Source organism: Streptomyces sp. NPDC101110 (assembly GCF_044759525.1).
Taxonomy (GTDB): Bacteria; Actinomycetota; Actinomycetes; order Streptomycetales; family Streptomycetaceae; genus Streptomyces.
Genome location: NZ_JBIVZM010000009.1, coordinates 58,559 through 71,187, shown reverse-complemented (window position 1 = coordinate 71,187; position 12,629 = coordinate 58,559). Strand labels below are relative to the sequence as shown.

Annotated in this window: 14 protein-coding genes; 5 read left to right on the top strand and 9 right to left on the bottom strand. The window is 72.0% G+C overall.

Features of this window, described 5'->3' with window-relative positions; genetic code table 11:
- Nucleotides 1–53 precede the first annotated feature (53 nt).
- A complete protein-coding gene (locus ACIQU3_RS21765; protein WP_403736081.1) occupies nt 54–470 on the top strand; it encodes a DUF4395 domain-containing protein in 417 nt (138 codons plus the stop codon).
- 188 nt (nt 471–658) lie between these two features.
- Nucleotides 659–1,387 (top strand): lysophospholipid acyltransferase family protein, encoded by a 729-nt coding sequence (locus ACIQU3_RS21760; protein WP_403736084.1) that lies wholly within the window; start codon nt 659–661, stop codon nt 1,385–1,387.
- 14 nt (nt 1,388–1,401) lie between these two features.
- Here the strand turns inward: ACIQU3_RS21760 and ACIQU3_RS21755 are convergent, their stop codons facing one another.
- The 5 genes from ACIQU3_RS21755 to ACIQU3_RS21735 all read right to left on the bottom strand — a co-directional run bounded on the left by ACIQU3_RS21755 (nt 1,402) and on the right by ACIQU3_RS21735 (nt 6,032).
- Nucleotides 1,402–2,103 carry a B3/4 domain-containing protein gene (locus ACIQU3_RS21755; RefSeq protein ID WP_403736089.1) on the bottom strand — a complete coding sequence of 234 codons (702 nt, stop codon included), beginning with the start codon at nt 2,101–2,103 and terminating at the stop codon, nt 1,402–1,404.
- 12 nt (nt 2,104–2,115) lie between these two features.
- Entirely contained in the window at nt 2,116–2,688 is a 573-nt protein-coding gene (locus ACIQU3_RS21750) for a transglutaminase domain-containing protein (protein ID WP_403927198.1), read from the bottom strand.
- Between the two features lie 91 nt (nt 2,689–2,779).
- On the bottom strand, nt 2,780–3,850 hold the full coding sequence (locus ACIQU3_RS21745; protein WP_403736096.1) for a threonine aldolase family protein: 1,071 nt from the start codon (nt 3,848–3,850) through the stop codon (nt 2,780–2,782).
- Nucleotides 3,847–4,593 (bottom strand): SDR family NAD(P)-dependent oxidoreductase, encoded by a 747-nt coding sequence (locus tag ACIQU3_RS21740; RefSeq protein WP_403736099.1) that lies wholly within the window; start codon nt 4,591–4,593, stop codon nt 3,847–3,849. The genes ACIQU3_RS21745 and ACIQU3_RS21740 overlap by 4 nt, the downstream gene beginning before the upstream one ends.
- A gap of 41 nt (nt 4,594–4,634) precedes the next feature.
- Complete coding sequence (locus tag ACIQU3_RS21735; protein ID WP_403736102.1) at nt 4,635–6,032, bottom strand: DUF6421 family protein; 1,398 nt, start codon at nt 6,030–6,032, stop codon at nt 4,635–4,637.
- Between the two features lie 249 nt (nt 6,033–6,281).
- Here ACIQU3_RS21735 and ACIQU3_RS21730 point away from each other — a divergent pair, with 249 nt between their 5' ends.
- Nucleotides 6,282–6,965 carry a glycerophosphodiester phosphodiesterase gene (locus ACIQU3_RS21730; RefSeq protein WP_403736108.1) on the top strand — a complete coding sequence of 228 codons (684 nt, stop codon included), beginning with the start codon at nt 6,282–6,284 and terminating at the stop codon, nt 6,963–6,965.
- A 3-nt stretch (nt 6,966–6,968) separates the two neighbouring features.
- Here ACIQU3_RS21730 and ACIQU3_RS21725 read toward each other — a convergent pair whose 3' ends face one another.
- Nucleotides 6,969–7,508, bottom strand: coding sequence for a GNAT family N-acetyltransferase (locus tag ACIQU3_RS21725; protein WP_403927195.1), 540 nt, complete (start codon nt 7,506–7,508; stop codon nt 6,969–6,971).
- 72 nt (nt 7,509–7,580) lie between these two features.
- Here ACIQU3_RS21725 and ACIQU3_RS21720 point away from each other — a divergent pair, with 72 nt between their 5' ends.
- Complete coding sequence (locus ACIQU3_RS21720) at nt 7,581–7,973, top strand: VOC family protein (protein WP_403736115.1); 393 nt, start codon at nt 7,581–7,583, stop codon at nt 7,971–7,973.
- Here the strand turns inward: ACIQU3_RS21720 and ACIQU3_RS21715 are convergent.
- Complete coding sequence (locus ACIQU3_RS21715; protein ID WP_403927192.1) at nt 7,955–8,947, bottom strand: N-acetyltransferase; 993 nt, start codon at nt 8,945–8,947, stop codon at nt 7,955–7,957. The genes ACIQU3_RS21720 and ACIQU3_RS21715 overlap by 19 nt on opposite strands.
- Before the next feature lie 185 nt (nt 8,948–9,132).
- Between ACIQU3_RS21715 and ACIQU3_RS21710 the strand changes: the two genes are divergently transcribed.
- Complete coding sequence (locus ACIQU3_RS21710) at nt 9,133–9,894, top strand: VOC family protein (RefSeq protein ID WP_403927190.1); 762 nt, start codon at nt 9,133–9,135, stop codon at nt 9,892–9,894.
- 259 nt (nt 9,895–10,153) lie between these two features.
- Here the strand turns inward: ACIQU3_RS21710 and ACIQU3_RS21705 are convergent, their stop codons facing one another.
- A complete protein-coding gene (locus tag ACIQU3_RS21705; RefSeq protein ID WP_403927506.1) occupies nt 10,154–10,645 on the bottom strand; it encodes a MarR family winged helix-turn-helix transcriptional regulator in 492 nt (163 codons plus the stop codon).
- 290 nt (nt 10,646–10,935) lie between these two features.
- The gene (locus ACIQU3_RS21700) at nt 10,936–12,600 is read right to left on the bottom strand and encodes an FUSC family protein (RefSeq protein WP_403927187.1); all 1,665 of its coding nucleotides are present in this window, start codon (nt 12,598–12,600) and stop codon (nt 10,936–10,938) included.
- Between the last annotated feature and the right edge of the window lie 29 nt (nt 12,601–12,629).

Below are 12,629 nucleotides of genomic sequence, written 5' to 3'. Positions count from 1 at the left end.
GCAAAGATTCCCGCCCCCCCCCAGGAGCGCCGACTGCGGAATGCTTGGTTCCCATGGACATCGACGCGAGAGGGCCGCGTTTCGGCGCGGCCGTCACGACCGCCGTTCTGGCGGTCGTGCTGGTCACGGGGAGCGCCTGGCTGCTGGCCTGGCAGACGCTGGCGTTCCTGTGCGGCGCGGCGGGCGGCGTCCGCCGCTCCCCGTACGGCCTGCTGTTCGCCCGGGCCGTACGGCCGCGCCTGGGGCCGCCGACGGAGTTCGAAGCGCCCGAACCGCCACGTTTCGCCCAGGCGGTGGGGCTGCTTTTCGCCGGACTCGGACTGGTCGGACACACCCTGGGACCCGACTGGCTGGGGCTCGCGGCGACCGGTGCCGCGCTCGGCGCCGCCTTCCTCAATGCTGCGTTCGGGTACTGCCTGGGCTGCGAGTTGTACCTGCTCGTGCGCCGGGTGGCGGTGCGCGCGGGGTAATGGGGACGCAAAAGCACGAGGTGGAGACGCGCGGGTGACGTGACGAGAATCTCGCCGTCGACGGGCACGAGGACTGGCTAGCCGGCCGTTCTTCGGGCACGATCTGCGACATGCCGTAAACCTACGGCTGCGTAACTTTTCCACTGGGAATCCCTTCCCAGGCAGAGCAGGAAGGGTCCGACCCGCCCATGGCAGAGCTCGTCTACCGCCCCGTCGTCGGTTTCGCCCGCACGCTGTTCAAGGCGTGGGACCTCAAGATCGACTGCCAGGGGTCGGAGAACATCCCGCGCTCGGGCGGCGCCGTGCTGGTGAGCAATCACATCAGCTATCTGGACTTCGTCTTCAACGGTCTGGCGGCCCTGCCGCAGAAGCGTCTCGTGCGTTTCATGGCGAAGGAGTCCGTCTTCCGGCACCGGATCTCCGGCCCGCTGATGCGCGGGATGAAGCACATCCCCGTGGACCGCAAGCAGGGCGAGGCGGCCTACGCGCACGCCCTGGACTCGCTGCGGTCGGGCGAGATCGTCGGCGTCTTCCCCGAGGCGACGATCTCCCAGTCGTTCACGCTGAAGAGCTTCAAGTCGGGCGCCGCGCGCCTGGCCCAGGAGGCGGGCGTCCCGCTGATCCCGATGGCGGTGTGGGGCACGCAGCGGCTGTGGACCAAGGGGCACCCGCGCAACTTCAAGCGCAGCCACATCCCCATCACGATCCGGGTGGGCGAGGCGATCGAGGCTTCCCGCGACAAGTACGCGGGCGCCATCACGCGCCAGCTGCGCGAGCGGGTCCAGGAGCTCCTCGAGGCCGCCCAGCGGGCGTACCCCGTGCGCCCGAAGGGCGCCGACGACACCTGGTGGATGCCGGCCCACCTCGGTGGCACGGCCCCGACGCCGGAGCAGGTGCGGGCGGCCGAGGCGCACTGACGCCCGCCCCGGTCTCAGGCGGAGGACTCCGGCGCGCGTACGGCGATGTCCGCGCCCGGGCTGAACCTCGCCAGCAGCCCGGCGAGTTCCGCCGCTGCGGCCTCCACCCCGGCGACCGGCATCGGCGCCAGGCTCTCCAGCAGGAAGATGCCCGACGTCGTCTCCTCGGTGAGCCGGGTGCGCGGGCCCTGGCGCCAGTTCCAGCGGCGGCAGGTCACGCCCGCGTCGTCGCACCACACGACCTCACCCGCGTCGGGGTGTTCGACGGTCTCCTCGCCCCCTGCGACGGTCACGAAGTCCTCCTCCCCCGTGGCCCGGATCAGCCGCATGCCGCCCTCGACGCGGTCGAGGTCCTCGCCGCCGACGGGGATGAGACGGGCCACGGAGACGGCGTTGTAGAGGTCGACGAGCAGATTGACGCGGGGCAGCCCGGTGCCGGACAGGGCGCGCTTGGCGAGCGCCTCCGCGGAGTTGCGGGTGCGGGACGGCTTCGAGCCGAACGCCGTGTAGGTGGCGCGCCAGGCGGCCATGTGCGGATCCTCGTGCGGGGCGCGGCCGTCCAGTCGCTCGGCGAGCCGTCGTGTCGCCTCGTCGAGGAGTTCCGAACTGGCTTGACTGCTCGGCCCGTTGACCAGGCCGTGCGCTTCGATCGCGACGTGCGTGAAGCCGGGCGCGAGGGCGCGTACGTCGTCGGACACGGTCAGCGTGAGCGTCATGGTCGTCTTGCCTCAGAGTGCGGTGGGGAGCGTCTGCCACAGGTGCGGCCGGTCGCGAGCCGCGGTGAGAGCGCCCAGCACGACCGGGTGCGGTGCAGCATACAGGACTGGATAGTCCATTTCATTGGACGCCGGATCGGGCACGAAGGCGAGCCGTTCACCATGGAGGGAGAACTGCGCGTCGACGCCGGGCTTGTTGCCCCGGGGGTCCTGCCGGTGCCAGGCACCGTCGAACCGCACGGCGACCAGTCCGTGCACCTCGCCGAGCCTCTGGTGGCACAGTGCGGTGGGAATGTCCTCGGCTCGCAGCAGTGCGGCCAGCGCATGGGCCTTGGCACAGCAGATGCCGGTGCGCTGCTCCAGCACGTCGGAGGCGCGCCAGGTGACGCGCGGATCGCCGGAGTCCTGCGAGTGCGGAATGGTGTCGCGCACGTACTCGAAAGCCGCCCGCGCATACTCATACGAGTCCGCCACACCCTGGGCGAGCCTCGCCGCGGTCTCGCGAACGAGCGGGTGGTGGTGGTCGATCGCCTCGTCGGCGGACAAGTAGGCGGAGAGGTCGGGCGTCTGCTGGATGAGCTGCATGCGGGCAGAGCGTAGGGAGAGACCCGCAGCCAGGTCAATCTTTTTACGCCCTGCCGCATACGTATGCATCACTGCCCGGTGATCGGGCGCCCTAGCGGGCCATCTCCTCCTTCAGGGCCGCCACGAACGTGTCCACGTCGTCCTCGGTCGTGTCGAAGGCGCACATCCAGCGGACGTCACCCGCCGCCTCGTCCCAGAAGTAGAAACGGAACCGCTTCTGGAGGCGCTCGCTCACGTCGTGGGGCAGCCGGGCGAAGACCGCGTTGGCCTGCACGGGGTAGAGGATCTCCACCCCGTGCACGGCCCGCACGCCCTCGGCGAGGCGCTGGGCCATCGCGTTGGCGTGACCGGCGTTGCGCAGCCACAGGTCCCGGGCGAGCAGGGCCTCCAGCTGCACCGACACGAAGCGCATCTTGGAGGGGAGCTGCATGGACAGCTTGCGCAGGTGCTTCATGTGGCTGACGGCGTCCTGGTTGAGGACCACGACGGCCTCGCCGAACAGGGCGCCGTTCTTGGTGCCGCCCAGGGAGAGGATGTCGACACCGGCGGCGTTGGTCAGTGTCCGCATCGGGACGTTCAGGGTGGCGGCGGCGTTGGCCAGCCGGGAGCCGTCCAGGTGCACCTTCATGCCATGCGCATGGGCGTGCTCGCAGATGGCCCGGATCTCGTCCGGCGTGTACACGGTGCCGAGCTCGGTGGCCTGGGCGAGGGAGACGACCTGCGGCATCGCGCGGTGCTCGTCGTCCCAGCCGTACGCCTCCCGGTCGATCAGCTCGGGCGTGAGCTTGCCGTCGGGCGTGGGAACGGTCAGCAGCTTCAGCCCGCCGACCCGCTCGGGGGCCCCGCACTCGTCGACGTTGATGTGCGCGCTCTCCGCGCAGATCACCGCGCCCCAGCGGTCGGTGACCGCCTGGAGCGCGACGACGTTCGCGCCGGTGCCGTTGAAGACCGGGAACGCCTCGGCCGTGGGCCCGAAGTGGCTGCGGATCACCCGCTGGAGGGTCTCGGTGTAGACGTCCTCGCCGTACGCGACCTGGTGCCCGCCGTTGGCCAGGGCCAGGGCGGCGAGCACCTCCGGGTGGGCCCCGGCGTAGTTGTCGCTTGCGAAACCGCGGATATCGGGGTCGTGATGACGACGGGCGTCGGTCTTCGGCGGGTTCACGGCTTCTCGGTGAGCCACAGACGGTTTCCGTTCACTTCGGCGGCGGGCTTCTCCCAGACCTCCGTGATGGCCTCGGCCAGGTCCTTGACGTCGGTGAAGCCCGCGAACTTCGCGTTGGGCCGGTCGGCCCGCATCGCGTCGTGGACCAGCGCCTTGACCACCAGGATCGCGGCAGCCGATGTCGGTCCCTCGGCACCCCCTGCCTTGCGGAAGTAGTCCGCCATGGCCAGCGTCCAGGCCTCGGCCGCCGCCTTGCCGGCCGCGTAGGCGGCGTTGCCCGCGGTGGGCTTGCTGGCGCCCGCGGCGCTGATCAGCACGTACCGGCCGCGGTCGCTGCGCTGCAGCGCCTCGTGGAAGGCGAGGGAGGTGTGCTGCACCGTGCGGACCAGCAGCATCTCCAGGAAGTCCCAGTCGTCGAGACTGGTCCTGGTGAAGGTCTCGCTGCCACGCCAGCCACCGACGAGGTGGACCAGGCCGTCGACGCGGCCGAACTCCTTCTCGATGCGGGTGGCCCAGTCGCGGGTGGCCTCCAGGTTCAGCAGGTCGACCGTGTCACCGATGACGGTGGCACCGCCGGTCGCGTAGCGCGCCGCGTCCACCGCCTCCGCCAGCCGCTCCGGGTCGTTGTCCGAGCCGATGACGGTCGCTCCCGCCTCGGCCAGCCTGAGCAGTGCGGCCCGGCCGGCGGGCCCGCCCGCTCCGGCCACCGCGATCACCGCACCGCTGAGCGCCCCGTTCCCCATGATCCTCGCCTCCTGAGCAGTGTTCCCGGTACGCCGATCGCTCACGCGGCGATCCGCTCGGCGTCGTCCGCCGTGATGCCCTTGGTGGAGGCGATCACGTTCTTCAGCTTCTTGGACAGTGCCTCATAGAACATGCTCAGCGGAAACTCGTCCGGAAGCACGTCATCGACGAGTTTGCGCGGCGGCTGCGTCGTGTCCAGGGCGTCGGGGCCCTTGGCCCACTTGGAGCCCGGGTGCGGAGCGAGGTACGTGGAGACCAGCTCGTACCCGGCGAACCAGTGGACGAGCTTCGGGCGGTCGATGCCGTCGCGGTACAGGTCCTCGATCTCGGCGCACAGCTGGTTCGTGACCTGCGGGGCGCGCTCCCAGTCGATGGTGAGCCTGTTGTCGGTCCAGCGGACCACGTCGTGCTTGTGCAGGTAGGCGAAGAGGAGCTGACCGCCGAGGCCGTCGTAGTTGCGCACCCGCTCGCCGGTGACCGGGAAACGGAACATGCGGTCGAAGAGGACCGCGACCTGCACGTCACGGGCCTGCGGGACACCGTCGGCCGAGAGCTTCACGGCCTCCTTGAAGGCGGTGAGGTCGCAGCGCAGCTCTTCCAGGCCGTACATCCAGAACGGCTGGCGCTGCTTGATCATGAAGGGGTCGAACGGCAGGTCGCCGTGGCTGTGGGTGCGGTCGTGGACCATGTCCCACAGCACGAACGCCTCCTCGCAGCGCTTCTGGTCGTGGACCATCGCGGCGACGTCCTCGGGGAGCTCCAGGCCCAGGATGTCGACGGCGGCGTCGGTCACCCGGCGGAAGCGGGCGGCCTCGCGGTCGCAGAAGATGCCGCCCCAGGTGAACCGCTCGGGGGCCTCGCGCACGGCGATGGTCTCCGGGAACAGGACGGCGGAGTTGGTGTCGTAGCCGGCCGTGAAGTCCTCGAACTTGATGCCGCAGAAGAGCGGGTTGTCGTAGCGGGTGCGCTCCAGCTCGGCCAGCCAGTCCGGCCAGACCATGCGCAGCACGACCGCCTCGAGGTTGCGGTCCGGGTTGCCGTTCTGCGTGTACATCGGGAAGACGACGAGGTGCTGGAGGCCGTCCGCGCGGTTCGCGGCGGGCTGGAAGGCCAGCAGCGAGTCGAGGAAGTCGGGCACCTGGAAGCCGCTGTCGGCCCACCGGGTCAGGTCCTTGACCAGAGCCTCGTGGTAGGCGCCGTCGTGCGGGAGCAGCGGGGAGAGTTCCCGGACCGCGTCGGCGACCTGGCGGACCGCGAACTCGGCATCGGCCGCGTCGGGCGCGCCCTCGGCGTCGAAGTCGATCGACCCGTCCTTGGACTGCCATGGCCGGATCCGCTCCACGGCATCCTTGAGCACGGGCCATGCCGGGTGGTCCACCACCCTGGCCACGGGAGGAAGAGCTTCCTCCGAACCCACCTGCACAAGAATTTCCGTCATGTCCCACCTTCCACGGGAGAATCTCACGTATGCAGACCGTATACACACGAGGTTCCTCCCAGCAAGGGTGAACCCGGGAAATTATCCTGCCCGACCCTGTGCTTCACCGCACTTTTTCCTGTCGGTCACGCTTCTGCCCGGATGTGCCGCAACCATGCCCTCACTCTCTGCACAGGGCGGGTCCAGGCGATACGGTCAGGGGGGCCGTCAGGCCCCCAGTGCCGCCTGTCGACGGAAGAGAGTCGCGTCTTGAACTTCCTCACCATCGGTCACCGCGGAGTCATGGGTGTGGAGCCCGAGAACACCCTCCGGTCCTTCGTCGCCGCCCAGGAGGCGGGCCTCGACGCCATCGAACTCGATCTGCATCTGAGCAAGGACGGCGCGCTCGTCGTCATGCACGACACGGATGTGGACCGCACGACCGACGGCGCCGGCCCGATCGCGGAGAAGACCCTCGCCGAGCTGCGGGCCCTGGACGCGGGCCGGGGCGAGCGGGTGCCGGTCTTCGAAGAGGTTCTGGAGGCCGTCCACACGCCACTGCAGGCGGAGATCAAGGACAAGCAGGCGGCCCGGGCCCTGGCCGAGGTGATGAACCGGCGCGACCTGGCCGGCCGGGTGGAGGTGTCCTCGTTCCACGACGAGGCGATCGCCGAGATCAAGCCACTGGTGCCGGGTGTGCGCACCGCGCTGATCGCCAGTCGCTACGGCACGGACATCGTGGACCGCGCCGTCGAGGCGGGTGCCGAGACCGTCTGCCTGAACATCCGCCGGCTCACCCTGGAGATCGTGGAGCGGGCTCGCAAGGCCGACCTGAAGATCATCGGCTGGGTGGTGAACACGCAGGACCAGCTGCGGCTGGTCCGGGCGTTCGGCCTGGACGGCGCGACCACCGACCACCCGGACATCAAACGCACGGGCCGTTTCACGGCCTAGTGGTCACGCCAGTTCCTTCACCAGCAGCTCGAACTGCAGGTCGTCGCGCTGCGGGACGCCGAAGCGCTCGTCGCCGTACGGGAACGCGGTCATGCGTCCCGTACGGCGGTAGCCGCGCCGCTCGTACCAGGCTATGAGGTCGTCGCGGACGGAGATCACCGTCATCTGCATCTCCCGCACGCCCCAGTCCTCACGAGCCTGGCGCTCCGCCTCCGCGATGATCAGCTTGCCGAGGCCCGCACCCTGGAGCAGGGGGCTGACGGCGAACATCCCGAAGTAGGCGTTCTCGCCGCGGTGCTCCAGCTGGCAGCAGGCGACGATCCTGCCCTCCCGCTCCACCGTCACGAGCCGGCTGTCGGGCGACTTGATGACCGCCAGCACCCCCTCGGGGTCGGTCCGCTGCCCTTCGAGGATGTCCGCCTCGGTGGTCCACCCGGCCCGGCTGTCGTCCCCCCGGTACGCCGACTCGATCAGCGCGACCAGCTCGTCCACGTCGGCGTCGGTGGCGTCGCGGAAGGTCAGTGGTGTGGCGGCGGTCTCCATGGGTGTACGTCTCCGTCCTGCGGGCGCGGCTCGGGCAGGGATGAGCGTAACGCCACGACTAGGCTCCGCCGCATGGTGCATGTACTCAGCAGCCGGCTTCTGCTCCGCCCGACCGACCCCGAGCGTTCCCGGTTCTTCTACGGCGAGCAGTTGGGCCTCGCCGTGTACCGGGAGTTCGGCACGGGCCCGGAGCGCGGCACGGTCTTCTTCACCGGCGGCGGCCACCTGGAGGTCTCGGGCCGGTCCGAGACCCCCCAGGCCCCCTCCGTACGGCTGTGGCTCCAGGTCGACGACGTGGCCGCGGCGCAGGAGGAGCTACGGGCGAAGGGCGTGGAGATCGTGCGGCCGCCGGTGAGAGAACCCTGGGGCCTGGTCGAGATGTGGATCGCGGACCCGGACGGGACGCCGATCGTGCTGGTGGAGGTACCGGCGGACCACCCGATGCGCTACCGCCCGGGCATCTGAGCCCGCTCGGGGCGGTGTTCCCGGCCCCGGTCGGTGCGGGACCGCCCGGGCATCCGAGCCCGTTCGGGGTGGTGTTCCCAGCCCCGGTCGGTGCGGGTGAGCTCGCCGAACCCCGCATCGGCCAGCAGGGCGAGCATCGCGTTGTCGCCGGCGGATTCACAGGTGACGAGCCGGTCGACGCCGCACAGCCGGAGCCAGTCGGCGGCCCGGCCGAGCAGCCAGTGCTCCAGGCCGGTGCCGTACAGCGCGGGGTCGATGTGCAGGTTGCCGATCTCGGCGAGACCGGCGGCACGGGCGTGGCGTTCCGGACGGGCCAGGGCCGTGTCGATCTCGATGAAGCCGAGGCTCCTCCCCTCGGCCCGGGCGGTGAAGCGGGTGCCGCACGCCCCCGGGGTCCGCTCGACCACGACGTCCGGCCGGGGCCCGGGGACCGGCAGGTCTGCGACCCGGGCGATCAGGATGACCTCGGTGCCACCGGTGTGCCGGAACCCCGCGCGTTCGTAGAGGGCCCGGATGTGCGGCCAGTTGCGGGGCAGTCCGTAGACGAGCGGGGCGGGCAGGGACCCGTCCCCGTACCCGACTCGGGCGTTCCAGCGGGCGAACTGTGCCAGGCACGCCCGCATCAACAGGTCGGCGGCACGGTCGGCGTCCGGCCAGAGGGGCGCCGCCGGGCGATGGACGAACCAGTTGATCTCCGCGGCGGCCCGGTAGGTGTCGCCGACGTCGGCGTCCGCGCGGTAGCGCAGCAGATGGGCCGCGGCGACGACGTGCCCGCGCTGCTCGGCGACGAGTGTCGTCCGCTCGGCCACCCACGGGTCGGTGATGAACTCCCCCGGCTGGCGCTCCAAGTCGCCGAGCACGGTGTTCACGGAGACGGAGACGCCGGGGACGACGGCCGCCACGTGCAGGTTGACCAGGTCGGTCAGCTGGTCGCGGTCGGTGCGGCGGAAGGGGCGCACCTCGGGCGCGGGCATGGGATACCTCCGGGCAGGGTGAAGGAGCCGGTGGCCGCCACGCGGTGCGGTACGGGGTGAGGGTACGCCGGGGCCGCGACGGCACACCAGTGGGTTTCCCCGGATGGCAGGGCCCCCGCGACGCGGCTTAGCGTGCTGGAGAAGCTCCGGGGGGGCTCGTCCTCGCCGCTCGCGGAAGGAACGCCATGAAGCTCGACGCACCGGTGACCGGCGGCCCCTGCTGGGCCGAGCTGGGGACCAGCGACCTGGAGGCGGCCCGGCGGTTCTACACACGGCTGTTCGGCTGGCGGCACGAGACGGACGCACGTCAGGAAGCCGGCGGCTACACCGTGGCGCATCTCGGTGACCTGGCGGTGGCCGCGCTCGCCCCGCTGTACCAGCCGTCCCAGCCGGTCGCCTGGAACGTGTCGTTCGCGGTGACCGACGCGGACGCCACCGTCCGCGCGGTGACCGAGGCGGGCGGGACACCGCTGCTCGGCCCGATGGACGTGTTCGACGTGGGCCGTTTCGCGGTGGCCGCCGACCCCGGCGGCGCTGTGTTCCAGCTGTGGCAGGCCGGGACCTTTCCGGGTGCGGGGCTGTTCAACGCGCCCGGCTCGCTGGGCTGGGTGGAGCTGATGACGCGGGATCCCGAGGGGGCCGTGTCCTTCTACACGCGGGTGTTCGGCTGGACCGTGGCCCCGTCGGACCGCTACACCCAGTGGGGCGTCGGGGACGCCGACTTCGGCGGCATGGTGACGATGGACGACAAGTTCCCGCCCGAGGTGCCGGCGCACTGGCTGCCGTACTTCGCCGTGGCCGACGTGGACGCCACGACCGCCGTCGTGCAGGAGCACGGCACGGTCCTGATGGTGCCCACCTCCGTGCCCGACGGGCCGCGCATCGCGGTGCTGCGGGACCCACAGGGAGCGATGTTCGGCGTGTACCGGGCGGACTACGAGGGCTGAGCCGGCGGTGTGCGACGGCACAGTCCGGCCGTGACGGGCGCCGGAGTGCGCTCCGGCTCGACGAGGACGCGCTCGCGCGGCTCGACGGGGGGGAGCGCGCGGTGCCGATCGGGTTCCCGCACGGCTTCCTGCGCATGCCGGCCATCACCCCGAACCTCTTCGGAGATCGCCGGGCGGCCGTCGAGGACCCCCGCTCCCCGTACCGCCGCACGGTGCACGACGTGCCCTGGCCGGTACGCCGCCCCGGCCCGTGGGCGGCTCAGGGCCGCAGCATCCCGGCCCGCCCTTCCAGCCTGCTGAGCAACTCCCCGAGGCGGTCTGCGAGTTCGTCCTGCTCGGGGCCGTCGAGGCCGGACAGCACGGCGGTCTCGTAGGCGAGCTGAACGGGCAGGACCTCGTCGACGAGGTCGCGTCCGGTGTCGGTGAGGCGGAGGTGGACGACCCGGCGGTCACGGGTGTCCCCGCGCCGTTCCACCAGACCGCGCTCGGTCAGCTGTTTCAGGCGTTTGGTCACGGCGGCCCCGGACGAGAAGGTCTCCCGGGCCAGTTCGCCGGGCGTCAGCTCGTGCCCGGTACGGCGCAGCGCACCCAGCAGGTCGAACTCGGGCCGACTGAGCCCTGCGCGGCGCAGCGGAGCGTCCTCGGCCTGCTGGAGCAGGGCGGCGCAGCGATTGATCCGCCCGATGATCTCCATCGGCCCGGTGTCGAGCCCGGGACGCACGGACCGCCACTGCCGGACGACGGCGGCCACGGTGTCGCCCCGACGGCCGTCAGCGGGACCGGCTCCGTGGTGGAGTCCGGCGTCCGGGTCGGCTTCGCCGGCCGGGGCGCGAGCCGGATCCGCGGCGGCGGTTTCCGGCTCCTCGACCGGACGCCCGCCTGGAACATCGCCCGCGGCGGCCCGAGCGCCGCGGGCGGGCTCCCCGCCCGCCGCCGACCCCGCGCCGGCCGCCCACCCCTGCGCCACCGGTTCTGCCTCGTCCCCCGGCTGCGGGGCGCGTCCCCCGGTGCTCCCCATGGGCGATGGTCCTTCGGTCGGCGTCATTGCCGTGCGTCCTCCGTTTCGGTGGCCGGGTCCCGATCAGGGAGCAGTCCCTGGCGTCGGGCCGTAGCGGCGAGCGTACGGTGTCCGGACTGTTCGACGAGCACGACCCGCTCCTGGGGCAGGGCCCGCTGCCACCATTCACCGGCGGCGGCGTCGGCGGCGGCGCGCAGGTCGGCCAGGGCGCCGGCCAGTCCGCGGCGGGCGGATTCCAGGGCCGCCGGGCCCGGGTCCGGCTCGGTCAGCAGGCGGGCGGCGTGCTCACGGGCCCGGTCGGCGGCGGTCAGCGCGTGTTCGACACGGTCCCCCGCGCGCCGGTTGGTGACGGCCACGGCGGCGGCGAACCCCACCAGCGCACCGACGACGGTGTCCACGACCCGCTCCGTCATCAGTGTGCCGGGCGTCTGATACCCGGCGAACTCCGTGATGAGCAGGGCCAGGGGCGTCACACAGACGCTGCCCAGCCAGTAGTTCCGGCCGATCAGCACCTCGGCGCCGAAACTGAACGCGAGGCAGCACAGCACGAGCGCCACCGGCCCGAGGTGGGCGACCGGCACGACGGCCGGGAACACGAGCACGCCGACGACGTTGCCGACGACCCGTTGCACGGCACGGCTCCAGGTCAGCGTGGTGTTGGCCTGGTAGAGCGAGGCGGCGGTGACCAGGGCCCAGTAGGGGCGGCCGATGCCGAGGCGGAGGGAGGCGTAGCCGGCGAGCGCGCATCCGAGTGCGGTACGCACCGCGAGCGGCGTCAGTGGGGCCGGCCGTGCCCGGAAGGGCCGGGCAGCGGCCAGGCCGAGCAGTTCGTCGGCGGCCCCATACGGCAGTCCGGCCTCCGGGACGGGCCCGGTGCCGCACAGCGAGCCCGCCCAGGCACGCAGCCGGACCGTGTCCGCCTCCGTCGGCGCCGCGAGGGCGACCTCGGCACGGACGACGAGCCGTTCCAGAGCCCGCCGGGTCCGGGAGTGGGCCGGGGTGGACAGCAGCGACTGCCATGCGGCCTGCACCGCGGCGTACCCGGCGGCGCGGGCCCCGGGGTGCCCCTCCCCCGCGCCGCCGGTGTCGGCGTACCGGGCGGCGGCCCTCAGGGCGGCGGCGGTGGCGCGGCGTTCCGGTCCGTGCGGCCGGACGAGCGCCGGCGCCATGCCGACCAGCCAGGCCCAGGCACCGGTCCCGGCGGCCAGGGCCAGACGGCCGGGCACCTGGGCGATCGTCTGCGGCGCGAACAGGGCGGCGGAGCTGACGAAGGTGAGGACGACGTTGCCCGGCGGGCCGATCCGGGTGGCGTCGCACAGCACCTTCTGCACGGCGGCCAGCAGCGCCCCTACGGTGACCAGGACGACGGCGCTGTCCGTGAGCGCGGCCGCGACCAGGGCCACGGCGAGCCCGCCGAGCATGCCCAGCACCACCCGGAGCAGGGCTCCGGCCCGGGCGGCGTACGGGCGGTTGTGGGTGTGCAGCGCGCACAGCGACCCGGCCATCGCGTACATGACGAGGTCGAGCCGGCCGAGGGCCTGCAGTGCGAGGGCGGGCGGTGCGATCGCGGCGACGACGCTCAGCGCGGGCTTGAACCAGATCTCCGAGGGCCTGCCGAGTCGGAGCACCCCCGCCAGCGGGAGACGCCGGGCGGGTGGGACGGCGGGGGTGGGGGTCGCGGCACGCATGACCACAAGATTAACAGGTGTTTTACTCG